We start from the raw sequence: 16,190 nt of genomic DNA on the forward strand, positions 1-16,190 counted from the left end.
CGTGTGGGCATCATTTCATCTCGACTTGGCCTGACCAGGCGCAATGTAAAGCAGGTTGACAATGACAGGTAACCCCTTGGACGTCGATGTTGCCGGTGTGATGGATCGCCTCGACGGGATGTGGGATCTTGCGGGTGAGTTAGCCGAGATCGCTATCGCTGACGTCCCCCTTTGCCTTGCTTCTCTGGAGCAAGCCATGGCGTCCGAAGATTGGGACTCAGCGTTCCTAAAGTCCCATAGCCTCAAAGGTCTTGTCGTTTCCATGGGATGTAATCCCTGTGCAGAAACAGCAGGGCAAATTGAAGCCTTTATCAAAGAACGTCATTACGACAAAGCGCACGACTTAATGCCCGTGCTCAAGACACAGGTTGACCGGGCGATTGTCGCAATTCGCCATCACTTTATTGATCGTGGTCAATGAGTTTCCCTACGCCAGAGCGGTTGCTACGTATTCAGCCGTCATTGATCGACTTCAAGTCATCTCTTATGACCAATAAAAAAAAGCATGGTGCGGATTCCTTGCCGTGAGTCATTCTCACCAGCAAGCCATTCGCACCATGCTTCGCATCTCTTGATGCGATATTTCAATGATCTTTATTGAGCGAATTCTGGACGACGACGTCCCAGTTGCTCTTTCAGTCGATTCACGATACTTGAGTGCATCTGACTGACGCGGGATTCTGAAAGTCCCAGCGTGCTGCCAATTTCCTTCATCGTCAGTTCTTCATAGTAATAAAGAATGATAATGAGTCGTTCATTACGATTAAGCCCTTTAGTGACGAGCTTCATCAGATCGCGTTTTTGAATCCCCAGGGTCGGATCTTCGCCCTTGGTGTCCTCAATAATATCGATCTCACGCACATCTTTATAACTGTCGGTCTCGTACCACTTTTTATTCAGGCTGACGAGATTCACAGCACTGGCTTCGCTTTTGAGCTTCTCGTACTCTTCCAGCGGAACGCCCATCTTCGCGGCGACTTCAACATCGGCAGGAGGACGGCCAAACTCTGCTTCAGCCTGCTTGCGAGCAGACTCCAGCTTGCTGGCTTTACTGCGAACCAGACGCGGCACCCAGTCCATCGTGCGTAGCTCATCGAGCATCGCACCACGAATACGGGGAACGCAGTAAGTTTCAAACTTGACGCCGCGTTCCATATCAAAAGCTTCAATCGCGTCCATCAGCCCGAAGACACCGGCCGAGATCAAATCATTGATATCGACCCCGTCAGGAAGCTTCGACCAGACACGATCAGCATTGTATCGGACTAATGGAAGGTAATTTTCCATGAGACGATTACGTAGCGCTTTGCTCGACTGATCCTGCTTGTAAGCATTCCAGACGGCTTGAATGTCTTCAATAACCCTGGTCACCATCCAACCCTCCGTGAACATCCGTGATAGCTACTTAATAAGTAGGTATCGAACTTGCATCGTGTCGGGGCCGGGAATGACGAAAACAAATCATCCCGGGAATAAATCAGGCCACTCAATTTGAGTTAGACTCAGACTGAGCTGGCATGTTGTTCAAGTTCCTGTAGTCAGTCGTCGCGAGATCTTCTGCCGTTTGGCGTCCAAGCTCACCAATCCACCAACCAATAGGAAACGAGAACACAGTCGCTAATAAGGCATTCAACATTGTGTTGATAAAACCACTCCCATGACTGACCCCCACCAGCGTGGTTGCCAGAAATGAAAGCTGACTCAGGAATGCTGCGTACTGCCATGCCATCGTGGCCCCTGGACAGATCTCAGGGCGGCTAACTGATTCATGAAGCAATCGTGCTTCCTAAATACATATCGGCCGATGATAGGACGCAAATTCATTGAATCTGGAGAAATCAACGCAGATAACGCAGACGGAATTTCTTTGACTGAAAATTCGGAATCCGAATCTCATTCATTGAAATGACTAAAGTTTGAAGTGAATTAAGAGACAGGTAGGAAGAAGCAAGAGTCGATTAAAAGCGGGATAACAAGAGGCAGAAAACGAGTGAGGCTTAATAGGTGACGTGAATCGAAATTTGACGGGAAGAAGTGCTTCAACGGAAAATTGAAGTGCTTCCTGGAGTCAGGCAGAAACAAGGCGAGATGTGAAGCGGGAAATCAGAAGAGAAAGGCAGAGAGGCGGGAAAAAAGACGTGAACAAGTGGAGTGTGTTTCGCAAACTGACAGTTGTCCGTCGCGTGAGGCTATTTGATCGCGATTTCTGCGTTTTCCGACAAGAGCAACCTGAAGAAAGATTTTCGGCTGCTGAAACTTCTCTGCCCCCAGGCTCGTGCGAATCGGCGAATTTGTGCACCCGCCTGTGATTGTGGGGTCAGAACAAAAGGGGATTTACTGCTAACGGCTTGTGCAACTAGAGGGTCATTGGCGAGGTGACCCAGCTTTTCAATTCCGCAATGAAGAAATGTGCGAGACATGCGAACCAGGCGGTCATGAATCGCATCAGCAAGGTTTTCATCATCACATTGATTGACCACAATGCCTGTTGACGTTTGACGCATGCCTGCCAGATGTTTGATCGTGGCGTAGGTGTTAGCGATTGAGGTCGATTCAGGAGTCGTCAGGAGATCGATCCGGTCTGCTGCAGCGAAGAATGGGGCCACTTCCGGAAAAGTTGCAGTCCCCGCATCAATCACCAACGCGTCATAATGACTCTCCAAAGCCACCATCTGCTCACGGAGAACCATTCGCAGAGGCGAGGGAATCTCGTTTGGATGCAGCAGGATGCGTCCTCCGGTCAGTAAGCGGATTTTTGATGGGCCGTCCAATAGCACTTCGTCGAGGGTTCGAGAGGCGTTGGCGGCATGTTCCAGGTTCCAATAACTATGCAACCCACATAACAGATCAAGGTGCGATAACCCTTCCGCCGCATCCAGCAGAAGCACGCGACTCCCCATCTCGGCCATCGCAATGGCCATGTTCAGGGCATAATGAGACTTGCCGACCCCTCCTTTGCCAGAACTGACCACAAGCACGCGGCAGTGCGATGGGGCCGCCCCTTGGTGATTGATCTCTTTGATTCCCGGAACAGATGTTCTTGCCTTAAGATCGCGCAAACCCGTCGCCTGATCACGGTATTGAGCCACAGGGAGGACATGTGAAGTCGCGATAAGCGATGTCATAGGGAATCGCCAGAAGCGGAAAGGAGATTGGATTCGGTATGCAGGGAGAGAAGGAGACGAAAAGGATGGACGATTCGAGAGGCAAAAATTATGTGCGACCTGTCAGATAGGGACTCGGCTTGGCTGGTTGTGTGAACATTCCCGTGTGACGCAAAGGCTCATCACCAAGAACAAGCCGTGCCAGACGTGTCCTGTGGGCTGGTTCCAGGTGGTCGGGAACCTCCTGGCCTGTCGTGAGATAAGTGAGTGGCAATCCGGTGTCCAGTTGGCTGGTCAGCAAAAGACCATAGCGGAGCACTTCATCCAGCTTCGTGAGAATCAGATGAGTCGCCCCGATGCCGATAAACTTTTCAGCGATTGGCCGCATAGCCTGTGGATCGCTTGCCAAACTTAAACAGAGATGAATCTGACTGGCATTGGCTTCGGCTAAAATGGCCTTCAATTCCTGATTCTTAATCTCGTCATAAGGGCTACGTCCTGAGGTATCAATGAGAATCAGATCCATTGTGGCATATTCATCCACAGCACGGCGCATCTCGGCAGGTGATGAAACCACACGCATCGGCAGATCCATGATTTCTGCATAGGTGCGAAGCTGTTCGACAGCCGCTATGCGGAAAGTATCAACAGTAATCAGCCCCACTTTGCGATGTTCACGCAGCCTTGTATGAGCCGCGAGCTTCGCGAGAGTGGTGGTTTTTCCGACGCCGGTTGGCCCCACGACCGCCATGATTTGCTGCTGGCCAGGAATAGCCGGCAGGGGAGGCATCACGTGAAATTCCTGCTCGATTAACCGGGCGAGAAGAGTCCGAGACGCTTTCTGATCCGCAAGTTCGCGTGGTGTGGCTGTGCAAGCCAGTTTCGCCAGCAGTCGCCGTGCTGTCGCTTCGGGCAAGCCTGTTTCTTCTGAAAAATGGTTCCAGGTTGTCAGGCTCGATGTGCCATTTGGCTGAGGGCTGACGGGGGGGAAATCTTTTTGCAAGCTTTCAATCACTTCTTGCACCGAATGAAACTGGCGATCCAGTTCGGGCCATTTGCCTCGTGAAGTCGCAACGGTCTCATCAGCTCTCAGGTCATGTTCGGTGAATGATCGGTGCCTACCAGCTTCAGCCAACCCGTTGTCAACGAAAGACACGGGAGTACTCACGGCAGAGATATCTGGCAAAGAGCATTCAGGCACTGGTCGCTGAACCAATGATTCTTTTTTTGTGGCGCGCTCTGCTACTGCTGCTGGCTGATTTTTTTGAAGTCTGACCTGGTGGTCACCTTTACTCATCGTTTCCGCAACTGATGCAGAGGGTGGCTTCATGGGAATCGGATTGGCCCCGCTCTTGGGTTGCCATCGTCCTAATCCAGAAGGTGTGGGGGTATACGCAACTGATGGCGACGGTTGAAACACAGGAGCCAATGGAGGCTTGTGTGGCGTTTGTGCCGACGGTCTTCTTTGAAGCTCCAAAGCAAGTGGTTTTTGAGGTGATTTTTGCGGAGTGTCTGGAGCCGTTGTCGTGACACGAATCGGTGCTGCTTCAACGGGATGCGGGCGATTGCCAATAGCGGCTGAGATTTTTGTCTGTGCTCGTTCCTTCAAGGCCGCTTGAAGACGCTCGGCAGCGGAAGGCCCTGTTCCTAATAACGGGGGTGCCGGTGCCAACTCATCGATTATTAGTGGATCTTTTACTTTCGATGACTTCACCGGCGCAAATTCGCTCTTCCGAGCGTGGGTGGCCCGAGATGCTTCTGCATGAACCGCCGCGCGCGGTTGTCCCGTGGCTTTAGTAGCAGGAGCAGTCCCGCGAGAAGCCGTAATTTCGACATCGGTTGTCCCTCGTGAAAAGGGCAACCATGACCGGCGTTCAATCTGACGCGTGTGCAAAACGGTCGCCGTCGGGCCAAGATCCTGATAAGCCTGATCCAGCGCCTCGTCGAGTGTCGCCGCGCGATAGACGCGAATGTCCTTGTTCATGGACAGCCCCTATTGCCAGTAAGACACAGCTTGCCTGTAAGACACTGCGGTTCACCAAGAAGGTGTGACAGAAATAATTGAATGTGCGAGGTCATGATCAACGTGCCCCCGCAAATTGATTCGGTGTACCGGGAATACCAGAGGGACGAGACGAACGAATGGCACTCAGCGACACGACGCCATGAGGTTCCACCGCCGTGTCACGAGTCACTTCATTCAAACTGATCACAGCCAAACGAGGTAATGAACTGGCTGTCATCTGACGAATCCCTGCCCGTAACTGGGGGCCACAGAGTACGACAGGCGGCCGACCAAACTGAACAAGCCGCTCCAGTTGTTTACTGAGTTCCTGAGTAAACGTCTCCACCATCTGAGGGGAAAGCTTCACCATCAGGCCACGTTCACTGTATTCAATGCCTGAAGAAAGGGTTTCTTCCACAGCCTGCTCAAGTGTGACAACATGCAATGTTCGTTCAGTGTCACGGTATTGCTGGCATATTGTCCGGCTGAGCGAATGGCGCACATATTCCGAAAGGATGCCGACATCCTTCGTACGGTCAATGTAGTCGCCCAGTGTTTCCAGAATCGTTTCAAGATCACGAATGGGGATGCGTTCCCGTAACAGATTTGCCAGCACCTGATGAATGACACCAACCTTGAGAACATCAGGAACTAGGTCTTCCAGAAGCTTGGGAGCTCGCTCTTTCAAGGTATCAATCAGTTGATGAACCTGCTGGCGGGAAAGAAGCTCGTCGGCATGAGAGCGAACGACCTCTGTGAGATGAGTCACCACCACAGCAGAAGGCTCGACGACGCTATAGCCCAGCAATTGAGCCCGCTCTCCTTGAGAAGGCTCGATCCAGACAGCGGGACGATCAAACGCGGGATCACGTGCATCCATGCCGGGAATACGGCCCGTGGTGACGCCCGTATCAATCGCCATGAGGCCGCTGGGATAGACCTCTCCCCAGGCAATGGGCGTGTCTTTCAGCTTGATCTGATACTCATTCTGGCCAAGACGCACATTATCGCGAATACGGATCTTCGGGAGAATCAGCCCCAACTCCTGGGCAATCTTATTGCGAACACGTGTTACACGATCCAGCAAGTCACCATGAGAAGCCGGGTCGGCCAGACGAATCAGACCAAAACCCAACTCCACTTCCAGCGGCTCGACTCCCAGATGATCTTCGGGTTTGGGCTGTGGTTTTGCAGCGGCGGCTTCTCGTGTTTCCGTCTGTTCTTTGGTCACTTTGGCTTTATTTTGTGTGTTTCTCAGGACGTAGCCAGAGATCGCCAGCGCAGCACTCAATGCCATCAGAGGGACTGCGGGAAGCCCTGTGAAGGCCATGGCTCCCACAAACGCGCTGGAGACGAACAACGTTTCGCTATGTCGGAATAATTGCCCAACCACATCTTTCGAGAGGTTAGACTCATTACTGGATCGCGTCACCAGCAAACCCGACGCCAGTGAAATCAGAAAGGCAGGGACTTGAGAAACCAACCCGTCGCCAATGGACAGAGTGGTATAGACCTCAATCGCTCTTTGAAAAGGCATGCCGTGCATCAACATGCCGATGACAATTCCGCCCAGAACATTGATGAGCGTGATAATGATCCCGGCAATGGCATCACCACGGACAAACTTGCCAGCACCATCCATCGCTCCATAGAAATCGGCCTGTTGCGTGATTTCCATCCGGCGGGCTTTGGCCACTTCTTGTGTGATGACGCCCGCATTAAGATCCGCATCAATAGCCATTTGCTTGCCCGGCATACCATCCAGAGCAAATCGGGCGGCCACTTCACTAATGCGGCTTGAGCCTTTGGTGATCACAACAAATTGAATGACGACGAGAATCACGAAGAGAATCAGGCCAACAACCAACTGCCCGCCAGCGACGAATTCACCAAACGCCTCGATGACCTCGCCAGCGGCTCCAGTGCCATCGATATTGGCTCGCGTCAGAATCAGACGGGTCGAAGCCACATTCAGGACGAGACGCGCCAGCGTGGTGCCCAGAAGAAGTGAAGGAAAGACGTTAAATTCCAACGGCTTCGAGACATAAATCGTGGTCAGGAGGATTACGACCGCCAGCGTAATGTTCCCCGCCAGCAGCATGTCAAGAATCGGTGTCGGCAACGGAGCCAGAATCACCAGAATGGACATCACGAACAGGCCCGGCATCAGTAAGCCCTGTGCGAACTTACTAATTTCGCGCAAATTTTCGGCGCGACCAGCGGGCATGCAATGCTCCAGACACAACGTGTCAATGAAAGGAGAAGTCAAATAAACTGCCATCAGCGTGTGAATGCACGATCAGGCGGAACTTGGGAAAGGAGTGAACGTGTTTTTTTGAGATTCTTCGGGGGTAGTATGAAAAAGTCTCAAGTCTGTCCAGCCAGCTTTCCCGACAAGCCATCATGCTGGGAGACTGGCGGCCATTTGCAGTTTGCAGTAAACGAGTTGCTTCAAAAAACTGCATAGACCTCGCAAAGCAGGCCCTTTGGGTGGGAAACAAAAGAAATGTTCGTACCATCTGACCTTGAACAGATGTGCGTTGATCTTGCTATTGGCTTTGATATTTTATCGTCACGCAATTTCCGCCGATGAAAGATTGTCTTGCAGCTAAACTGCCCAAGAACTACATAGCCTGCCGACCGTGTACAAACCGTTGACAACTTTCAGCCCATCTCGCTCACTCGGGACTGCTCATCGAATACTGCTGCTTTGCGTGGCGGTGTTGCTGATGGGAGGTTTCGGATTGGCAGCCTGCCTCACGCCTTACCCCGCCGGTTCCGGCACCCATCAACAACTTGGTCTTCCTCCCTGCTTCTTTCTGACAATTACCGGTTTTCCTTGTCCTGCCTGTGGAATGACAACCTGTTTTGCACACTTTGTTCGTCTGGAATGGATTCAGGCGGCTCGTGCAAACCCCGGGGGCATTTTACTGGCTTTCGTTTCCGTGCTGGCGGTGATCTGGTCGCTGGTCAGCGCAAAAAAAGGAGTTTCCTGGCTCACTGACGACTATCTGGAAGTTCTTGGCCTCTTGTGTCTGATCATCCTGGGTGTCGTTTTGCTGAACTGGGGAGCTCGAATCTGCTGGATCTGGTTGTAATCGATTAATAGTCACTGCCTATTGCCTTTTCGCGTTTCCTATTCCGCTCTCGTCTATCTCACGTCCCGCCTTAAAAATTCTTGTCTCCCGCCATTCCCGCTTACCGCGTGCTCATTTCCCGTCCGCCTGTCCCCAGTGATCGAAGGACTGGGCCAATCGGTCTTCTGACCTGCTTGCCCAGTTGTGATTGCTCAATTTCGAGGATATCTCCTCAGATGGATTCCACCGTCCAGAGCAAGGCCACATCGTTGACTCGTCGAGAGTGGATCGCGACTTGTCTTTCCGTGGGAGCCTGCTCGCTCCTCAGTCTGTTACCCGGCTGTTCACTCTTTGTGATGGCAGGCAAGATGATCCAGGGTGATCCCAAGCAAACCAGTCGATTCAAAGCCATGACTGGCGTTGATCTTTGCAAAGGGAAACATCGCCTGATGATTGTCTGCTCGACACCTTCTGACTTGTCTCAGCAGAACTCCACACTGGAAGCTGATCTGATTGATGGCATCACGCGACGCCTGCGCCGCCGAAAAGTTCTGGTCGTTGATCCAGAAAAGATCAATGGCTGGCTCGATGATCATGGTGGACTTGGTGGCGACATCACTGATATCGCTCAGGACATTGAGACCGACTATCTCGCCTGGATCGATGTGCATCATTTTGCCACAGCGGAAGAAAACGCTCCCAAGCTGCATCGCGGTCGCATGTTGGCAGAAATCCGTGTTTTCAAAGTGGAAGACCTGGGAGCAAACAAGCTTCCCAATCAGGTGTTCATAATGGAATTCAACTCGACCTATCCTGAACACCAGCCGATTTCTGAAAACGGCCGTTCGGCTTTGGTTTTTCAAAAAGAATATCTCGACCGTGTGAGTGAACTGTTAGCTGAGACGTTCTTCGACAAGTCACTCAACGATACGTTGTAAACCATCAATCTTAATCGATTGACATCACACGGCTGCTGACCTGTTTTTCTCTCTGCCACTCAGTGGAGAGCTGTATTTCCGAATCCTTTTGAATCGGTGGATTTCCAACACCGTTTCATTTTATCGAGAATGAATATGCCAACCTCGATCTTTGCAACGCTGTATCTAGCGTTCGTTCAGCACCGAAGACTGACATTCTCGCTGGTGGCATCGCTCTGCGTGCTTCTCTCAGGATGCAACTATGTCGTTATGATCGGCTATCTGATCGGCGGACCACCGTCGATTGAGCCGGAGTTCGACGCCATGACTAAAGAGTCGATGACTGCCAAAGATGTGCAGGTGGCAGTCGTTTGTTACGCTCCGACCGAAGTGCGATTCAGCTTTGAAAACATCAATTACGATGTGAGTAAAGTGGTGTCGTTCCGTCTGGAACAGCACAAGATCAAGTCGATCTCGCCCGACTATGTCAAAGCCTGGCTGGATCAGAACCCTGATTGGGATCGCGCGGAAGAAATCGGAGCCGCGTTCAAGACCCGCTATGTGATCTATATCGACTTGAAGTCATTCTCGCTCTATGAAGAAGGGAGTGCTTCGTTGTATCGCGGCCGGGCCGAAGCGATTGTCAGCGTCTGGAAAATGGACGAGTCCTTTGAAGAAGCCGAGAAGATTTTCAGCAAGGAAATCATCTCGAAGTATCCTCTCTATCAGCCCAAGAGTGCAGCCGACGAAACGCTGACGAACTTCAAAGCCCAGTATATGTCACGATTAAGTGAAGAAGTCGGACGTCTCTTTTACGAATACTACAAAGGCGACGATATGTCCGACGCCACATAATGACTGCTGTCAACTGCCCAGATTCATCGGGTTGTCCTGTCACTGGATGGTTTTCAACACGAAATCGCAGCCGCGCCTCTTTGGTGATATTTTCTGTGGTGATATTTAACAGCCTGTCGACTTCCCAACACTTCTCCGTTGATGATCCATTGGTAACGATTGGCACTCTCTGGTTGCTTCTTTCCTTCTGTTGAATTTGGAGGCGGGTTGCAGCGGGTGAAAACCCAACGTACTGTTGGAGAGGTTTGTCACGCAAAAATTGGCATGTCGTTTCGACTCCAAACGCCCTGATCTCAACGCATTACGACGGATATTGCAGCTATGCGGATCGTACTGACCAGTTCCGAAGCGGTGCCGTTCTCAAAAACGGGTGGACTGGCCGACGTTTCGTCTGCACTTCCCAAAGCGTTAGCCCATCTGGGCCATGATTTATGGCTCATCACGCCTTTCTACCCCCGTCAGGCCGAAACGAACGGTCTGGCCAAGTCGATTACCTCGACGGGGCACGTCATCACCATCTCAATTGGACACAAAGACGTTACAGCCCGCATTCTGGAATCGACCCTGCCCGGAACGGGAGTGAAAGTCTATCTGGTTGACCAGCCTGATTACTTCGATCGTCCCGGTTTGTATGGCGATGCCGAAGGCGACTATCGTGACAGTTGTGAGCGGTTTATCTTTCTTAGCCGGGCTGTTCTGGAAATCTGCCGCCGCTTTTCGATTCATCCTGATGTGATTCATGCCAATGACTGGCAGACGGGGCTGGTTCCGGCCCTCCTGAGGATTGAAGGCCAGAAGTACGGGCTTGAACGCACTTCTAGCGTCTACACCATTCATAACATGGCATTTCAGGGTCAATTCTGGCACTGGGATATGCTGTTGACAGGCTTGGACTGGAAATACTTCAACTGGCGACAGATGGAGTTCCATGGCCAACTGAACCTGTTGAAAACAGGGATCACATTCGCAGACATGCTGACGACGGTGAGTCCCACTTATGCCCGCGAAATTCAGACAGCGGAGTTTGGGGCCGGCCTCAACGGTGTTCTCACATCCCGGCGAGAAGACCTCGTGGGCATTCTGAATGGGATTGATCAGGAAGTCTGGAACCCAGCCACTGACACGCTCATCGCAGAACGCTTCGACGAATCCACGGTTTCAGTTGGAAAGCCTGTCTGTAAAGTTGCGCTGCAAAAGGCCATGGGCTTGCCGGTACACCTCAATGTTCCCGTGCTGGGCATGATCAGCCGGATTACCTCTCAGAAGGGTCTGGATCTGATTCTGAACTGTTCACGAGATCTGGCTGATCTCAACATTCAGTGCATTTTTCTGGGGACAGGTGACCCAGTGCTTGAAAAGAGATTATTGGCGCTGGCCAAGGATTACCCCGACAAGATCGCGGTCAAAATTGGTTACGATGAAGCTCTGTCTCATCAGATTGAAGCCGGTTGCGACATTTTCCTGATGCCCAGTCAGTTTGAACCCTGTGGCCTCAACCAGATGTATAGTTTGGCCTATGGCACAGTGCCGATCGTGCGGGCCGTGGGCGGCCTGGCCGATTCCGTCATTGATGTGACCGAGGCCAACCTGGGTAAGGGCAATGCAAACGGATTCAGTTTTTACGAGTATAAAAGTGAAGTGCTTTTCCGTCAGATCTGCCGGGCGCTTGGTTACTTCCTCGATAAAACGACGTGGCTCAAACTTCAAAAGACCGGCATGACACGCGACTGGTCATGGCGGCGCAGTGCTCAGGAATACCTCAACGTCTATCAGCAGGCCTGCCTTAAGAAAGCGCATTCTCAGTCTTAAGCGACTGTGGCTTTGGACGACAATGATTGCCCAGGCGGGTGAATTTGTCTCATCAAGCCGCTTGTTCTGCCAGTGCGAGCGCTCCATGCAGCACGACGCTTTCACCAAGCGATGCAGGGACGATGTCGTATGTTTCCTTCAATGGTGGAAACACATAATCGTCGGTGAATTTGCGTAGCGGCCCCAAAAAGACTTCTGACTCTGTGAGTGACACGCCGCCGCCGATCACCACCCGCTCAGGTGCGATCAATGTCATCACCTGGGCTATCGCCCAACCCAAAGCGTGCGCCGCTTCACCAAAGGCCCGTAAGGCGATGCTGTTCCCTTGAGCGGCATGGACGCCCAGAAGTTTAGTCGTGATTCTCGAATGATCTCCTTCGCAACTTTCCAGAATTTCTCGACCATCAGAGGAGAGCGTTTCAGTCTCCGTCAGTAATGCCAGTTGTCGAATCACGAAGTCTGAAATCGCTGGCCCAGCAGCCAGAGCCTCAACTGTTTGCCCGGAAGTGCAGGCATCCAGTCCCGGACGCAGATGTCCAATTTCCGCAGCCGCAGGCCGGTGGGTTCCATGAATCTTGCCATCGATGATTAAACCACCACCAATCCCTGTTCCGACTGTGACATAGAAAATCGATTGCCGTCCTTTTCCGGCACCATAATGAGCTTCCGCCAGCCCCGCGACATCGCAATCGTTCGCAATAGCCACTGACTTTCCGGTGAGATCTCTGGCCCAATCCACGAGTGGGAAATTATCCCAACCGCGAACCTGATGGCTTTTCTGAATCACTCCTTGTGCCGACCAGACGGGGCCGCCAAAGCCAAAACCCAGGCTTTCAATCGCATGCCGAGTACAAAGGTCGGAAATTTCGGCCTTCAAGACATCAAGGATGGCCGGTGCCCCGCGATGTCGATCAATGTCCCGACGAACAAGTTCAATAAAATCGTCGGTTCCAGCGGTTCCTACAGCAAGCTGAAGTTTGGTACCACCGATCTCAATTCCCAGGTGTGGCATGATCTCCCTTTGCGAAACAGCATCGTGACAGTCGTGCGGCTCAGCTGCTGCTTCATTCAATACCAACCAGATTCTCTTCGGCAAGTCATTCTTTTGATGAATCTTGCATCGCTTCTCGCATCAAGATCACAAACGCCTGAGAATTTTTAAAATGCGCAGGTTCTGGCAGGCTGTAGCACGTGGATGACTTGTCATCCATAACGCAGTCTTTGGTGAAAATGACCGAGTCTGTGCCCGGTTAAGGAAGCAGCGGACGGGGCGATGGCAGATGGGGCGCAGGCCGGGCATAGCCGGGATTGGTTGTTCCCATGGGATTGTTCCAGGTGTTGAACGCCCAGGGAGGAGCCACCTGATAAGCCGCTTCGTTCCTGAGAAGTTGGCGTGCAAAACCAGCTTCCAATTGAGGCACGCCTTGCGGGTACCATCGGGCCATTGCCCCCGCGTAAGCTTCCAGGGGATCTTGACGCACTCCCACCACGACACCCGCTGGTGGCCATCCAGGCATCTGCTTTTCATTCTGTGGCGCGAGCGGAACCCCCTCCACAAATCCCACCAATGAGTGAGGAACGGCGACCTGATCCGTCGGTACAAAAGCCCTTTCATCAAAAGCAGGGAGCAGCGATTCTTCTCTGCGAGCAACAGCTTGAACTCGTTCATTGGCCACCTGAAGGGAAGCAGCTCCTATCGCCCCATCGGCTGGCAATTCCGCACCCTTTGAAGTCACCAACGATTTATCATCAACATCAATGGAAGTGACATTCTCACGAAGAATCCGCTGCCTGATCAGAATTCCCTCACGGCGTGATTCCATCACAATGAAACCGCTGTTTTCAGGGAAATCAACGGCATCGGCTTTCAGGACTTTCCCGGAAACCAGTGTGACGACCGCTTCGGCATGCGCCACATTTGTCATGAATGACAGGATTGTGGTCAATAAGCAGCATTGGGGGAGTTTTGTCATCGCCATGTGGTGCCCTCGCATCAGAATCACTCTCTTATGAGGTGTTTCAGCGAGAAAAGCAAAACTGGGGCCGTCCAAAGCCATTTTGATGGGGCGCCTGCAAGCGACATGACACATCTCTCAAAAGGTGTTTTGAGCCGCTTGGTGAGGATATTCATCAGGCTGTTTGTTTGATTTTTAGTGGATTTACGCCACCGGGCATGGCTTTCACAGATTGATTTCAAGCGATTGGCAACGGATGGGTTGGCGCTGGTTTACAAGAGCACAGCAAGGGTTGGTGCATTGCGCTGCGCTTCATGCACCCTACGTTTTATATACTCGCCGATAGATATTCAGGCACGCTTAATTATTGAGAAAGTCAACTGGAAAATCCCTCACCCGGCACTGCGTGCCACCCTCTCCCGCCTGCGCGGGCGAGGGTTAATTTTGCGTATTTTTTTTCTGGGGAGCGAGTTTGTGAGTGTGGTGAAATGTGGTGAGGAGAGTCGCTACTCAAATGAAAAACCTCTGGAGAGCAGTGTTTGCTCCACAGAGGTTTTCAGGTTGAATTTCATGGATGTTGTCCGACAGACTCAGGCGGGCTGTAAATGGCTGAGAACGTCCTTTAATCGATTCCTTGCTGTATGAAGCCGACGCTTGATCGTCCCCACGGGGCTTTTAAACTGCTGGCTCATTTCAATCAGCGACTGTCCCTCGAAATAGAATGCCAGGAGTGTAGCCCGGTCAAGTGTTCGCAACTTGCTCAAACCTGCAGTCACTTCACCCGCCGCTTCACCCACCAGAATTTGATCCAGTGGTGAGTCCCCCCGGCCACGAATGTTGCCAAACAATTCCGGATTGCTTACCAACTCTGGTGGTCGCCGGACAGCCCGGTTAATCGCCATCCGGACGGTAATCCGCCGCAGCCATCCGGCAAATCGCTCAGGCTCACGGAGCTGAGGCAACTTTCGCATGGCTTGAACAAAAACATCCTGAGTTAATTCAGCAGCTTCCGCCCGATTTCGCAACCGCCGCAGGGCGATCGCGAAAACCGTTGATTCAAATTGCCGGGCCAGTTCCCCGAAAGCGTTTCGGTCACCCTGTTGTGCCAATTCAACCAGTTCTAACAAACTCAATTCATCAGTCATGAAGGTTCAATTCCCAATCTGCATGTGCAGCGACATCGCCACATCAGCTTTCCAGGCTCATGCAAATTTGACAGGTCTTGCGCCTTGGTCACTCTTGCTCTTGAAGTGATTCCTATGCTGTCGCCTTCTCATCAGAGAGATAGCGACATCAAGGAGATCACCTGCAATTGAAGTTCAGTCACCAGGTGCTGCAAGAAAAATTCAGGGGAAAATTGCAACCTGAGTCTGCATTCCGTGCATCACTCGGTTGCCCATTGTGGCGAGGTGGGAAACCAACCTGCCACGTCTCCTGCTTTGTCATAACGAAGATCAAGCGGTGCGATCGCACTCCCTCAACCTGCGCCAAACATTGCCAGTCGTCCGTTGCCTCACATCTTTGGCGGATAAAATCCGTCAGTGACGTGCTGCTGTGCGAGTTAAGTGACAAATGGAACTTCAATTCTGATCTGGCAGGTTAAGCAGGAAACGAGAGCAGGCCAACAAGCCTGCGGACGAATTCAGCAACCGGTCAAGATAGAGTGGTCGTACCACTTAGCCATGATTCGCACTGAGCAGACCTAGCGCCACATTGATGGCGTTGGCGGTCAGTCGCCAGCTTTGCGTTTGCCAATTTGTCGTTGGCATCAACGTAGCTAGCTGCGGATCTCTGGAGCAGTTCACATCGCTCGAATCGGGTGAAATGTTCCTGCCTACAGAGCGATATACCTCAATGGGTACTTGTACACTGTAATTGCGGCGATAACATTTCGAGCGCGATGGCGACGGCCCTGATTTGGGGTCTGATTTCATAAACATCTTATGAGATTTCAGTCCACGATGAGCCAGAGCGGCGCCAGCGACTGTCGCAATGTTTGCGGCGACAAGGGTCGTGGTGTTTGCAATCGCAATGCCGTTAATCTGCTGCATCGTAGCACCCCCTGCGGACTTGCCGCAGTTTCCTGTTGGAATCGAACTTTTGAGCTTCTTCGGTTCTTTCCTGGTCAATCTCTCATGCGTCCAGAGACAACAACGTCCCCGAAAATTGCCAAACAGTACCTTACCTTAAAACACTCGGCGAACACCACCTGAGGGAAACACACAACCACCTCACAAATGAGACAGCAGTGGCGGTAAGAGCAACCTGGCTCCCGCATGCAGGTATGACAGCAGGTTATTCGGAGAGGTTCACGGGGAAATCGGAAATTCTTTCAGCGATTTTGGAAATTTCTTTCTGAATCTCTTTCATTACCCGTTTTGGGTATGAAGAAATGGTTCTTATCCCGTTTTAAGTCAAGACTTTAGCTCATCGGCAAAGTTTCTTCCGAAAAAATCCAGAAAATTGAT

General features: G+C 51.8%; 14 protein-coding genes. 5 read left to right on the top strand and 9 right to left on the bottom strand.

The window, feature by feature from the left end:
- The first annotated feature begins 61 nt into the window (after positions 1-61).
- A complete protein-coding gene (locus SH287x_RS10510) occupies positions 62-421 on the top strand; it encodes an Hpt domain-containing protein (protein ID WP_479514264.1) in 360 nt (119 codons plus the stop codon).
- Between the two features lie 173 nt (positions 422-594).
- On the opposite strand, the gene SH287x_RS10515 is transcribed toward SH287x_RS10510, so the two are convergent.
- The 5 genes from SH287x_RS10515 to flhA all read right to left on the bottom strand — a co-directional run bounded on the left by SH287x_RS10515 (position 595) and on the right by flhA (position 7,336).
- Complete coding sequence (locus tag SH287x_RS10515) at positions 595-1,374, bottom strand: FliA/WhiG family RNA polymerase sigma factor (RefSeq protein ID WP_479514265.1); 780 nt, start codon at positions 1,372-1,374, stop codon at positions 595-597.
- A 112-nt stretch (positions 1,375-1,486) separates the two neighbouring features.
- Positions 1,487-1,729, bottom strand: coding sequence for a hypothetical protein (locus SH287x_RS10520; protein ID WP_479514266.1), 243 nt, complete (start codon positions 1,727-1,729; stop codon positions 1,487-1,489).
- A gap of 460 nt (positions 1,730-2,189) precedes the next feature.
- Positions 2,190-3,125 carry a P-loop NTPase gene (locus SH287x_RS10525; RefSeq protein ID WP_479514267.1) on the bottom strand — a complete coding sequence of 312 codons (936 nt, stop codon included), beginning with the start codon at positions 3,123-3,125 and terminating at the stop codon, positions 2,190-2,192.
- A gap of 88 nt (positions 3,126-3,213) precedes the next feature.
- On the bottom strand, positions 3,214-5,088 hold the full coding sequence (locus SH287x_RS10530) for a flagellar biosynthesis protein FlhF (RefSeq protein ID WP_479514268.1): 1,875 nt from the start codon (positions 5,086-5,088) through the stop codon (positions 3,214-3,216).
- Positions 5,089-5,185: 97 nt separating this feature from the next.
- Complete coding sequence (flhA, locus tag SH287x_RS10535) at positions 5,186-7,336, bottom strand: flagellar biosynthesis protein FlhA (RefSeq protein WP_479514269.1); 2,151 nt, start codon at positions 7,334-7,336, stop codon at positions 5,186-5,188.
- Positions 7,337-7,763: 427 nt separating this feature from the next.
- Between flhA and SH287x_RS10540 the strand changes: the two genes are divergently transcribed.
- The 4 genes from SH287x_RS10540 to glgA all read left to right on the top strand — a co-directional run bounded on the left by SH287x_RS10540 (position 7,764) and on the right by glgA (position 11,767).
- Positions 7,764-8,207, top strand: a complete 444-nt coding sequence (locus SH287x_RS10540) for a DUF2752 domain-containing protein (protein WP_479514270.1) — start codon at positions 7,764-7,766, stop codon at positions 8,205-8,207.
- 215 nt (positions 8,208-8,422) lie between these two features.
- Positions 8,423-9,124 carry a hypothetical protein gene (locus SH287x_RS10545; protein ID WP_479514271.1) on the top strand — a complete coding sequence of 234 codons (702 nt, stop codon included), beginning with the start codon at positions 8,423-8,425 and terminating at the stop codon, positions 9,122-9,124.
- Between the two features lie 135 nt (positions 9,125-9,259).
- Entirely contained in the window at positions 9,260-9,958 is a 699-nt protein-coding gene (locus SH287x_RS10550) for a hypothetical protein (protein ID WP_479514272.1), read from the top strand.
- A 321-nt stretch (positions 9,959-10,279) separates the two neighbouring features.
- Positions 10,280-11,767, top strand: coding sequence for a glycogen synthase GlgA (glgA, locus tag SH287x_RS10555; protein WP_479514273.1), 1,488 nt, complete (start codon positions 10,280-10,282; stop codon positions 11,765-11,767).
- Positions 11,768-11,819: 52 nt separating this feature from the next.
- On the opposite strand, the gene SH287x_RS10560 is transcribed toward glgA, so the two are convergent.
- From SH287x_RS10560 to SH287x_RS10575, 4 genes are all read right to left on the bottom strand, one after another.
- Entirely contained in the window at positions 11,820-12,779 is a 960-nt protein-coding gene (locus SH287x_RS10560; protein WP_479514274.1) for an ROK family protein, read from the bottom strand.
- 238 nt (positions 12,780-13,017) lie between these two features.
- A complete protein-coding gene (locus SH287x_RS10565; RefSeq protein ID WP_479514275.1) occupies positions 13,018-13,746 on the bottom strand; it encodes a hypothetical protein in 729 nt (242 codons plus the stop codon).
- A 566-nt stretch (positions 13,747-14,312) separates the two neighbouring features.
- A complete protein-coding gene (locus SH287x_RS10570; RefSeq protein ID WP_479514276.1) occupies positions 14,313-14,867 on the bottom strand; it encodes an RNA polymerase sigma factor in 555 nt (184 codons plus the stop codon).
- A 531-nt stretch (positions 14,868-15,398) separates the two neighbouring features.
- Positions 15,399-15,773 (bottom strand): hypothetical protein, encoded by a 375-nt coding sequence (locus tag SH287x_RS10575; RefSeq protein ID WP_479514277.1) that lies wholly within the window; start codon positions 15,771-15,773, stop codon positions 15,399-15,401.
- Between the last annotated feature and the right edge of the window lie 417 nt (positions 15,774-16,190).

This window comes from Planctopirus sp. SH287, from assembly GCF_056500625.1.

Coding starts and splice junctions, on each gene's coding strand:
- SH287x_RS10510 (WP_479514264.1), top strand. CDS start 62: ATGACAGGTAACCCCTTGGACGTCGATGTTGCCGGTGTGATGGATCGC.
- SH287x_RS10515 (WP_479514265.1), bottom strand. CDS start 1,374: ATGGTGACCAGGGTTATTGAAGACATTCAAGCCGTCTGGAATGCTTAC.
- SH287x_RS10520 (WP_479514266.1), bottom strand. CDS start 1,729: ATGGCATGGCAGTACGCAGCATTCCTGAGTCAGCTTTCATTTCTGGCA.
- SH287x_RS10525 (WP_479514267.1), bottom strand. CDS start 3,125: ATGACATCGCTTATCGCGACTTCACATGTCCTCCCTGTGGCTCAATAC.
- SH287x_RS10530 (WP_479514268.1), bottom strand. CDS start 5,088: ATGAACAAGGACATTCGCGTCTATCGCGCGGCGACACTCGACGAGGCG.
- flhA (WP_479514269.1), bottom strand. CDS start 7,336: ATGCCCGCTGGTCGCGCCGAAAATTTGCGCGAAATTAGTAAGTTCGCA.
- SH287x_RS10545 (WP_479514271.1), top strand. CDS start 8,423: ATGGATTCCACCGTCCAGAGCAAGGCCACATCGTTGACTCGTCGAGAG.
- SH287x_RS10550 (WP_479514272.1), top strand. CDS start 9,260: ATGCCAACCTCGATCTTTGCAACGCTGTATCTAGCGTTCGTTCAGCAC.
- glgA (WP_479514273.1), top strand. CDS start 10,280: ATGCGGATCGTACTGACCAGTTCCGAAGCGGTGCCGTTCTCAAAAACG.
- SH287x_RS10560 (WP_479514274.1), bottom strand. CDS start 12,779: ATGCCACACCTGGGAATTGAGATCGGTGGTACCAAACTTCAGCTTGCT.
- SH287x_RS10565 (WP_479514275.1), bottom strand. CDS start 13,746: ATGGCGATGACAAAACTCCCCCAATGCTGCTTATTGACCACAATCCTG.
- SH287x_RS10570 (WP_479514276.1), bottom strand. CDS start 14,867: ATGACTGATGAATTGAGTTTGTTAGAACTGGTTGAATTGGCACAACAG.
- SH287x_RS10575 (WP_479514277.1), bottom strand. CDS start 15,773: ATGCAGCAGATTAACGGCATTGCGATTGCAAACACCACGACCCTTGTC.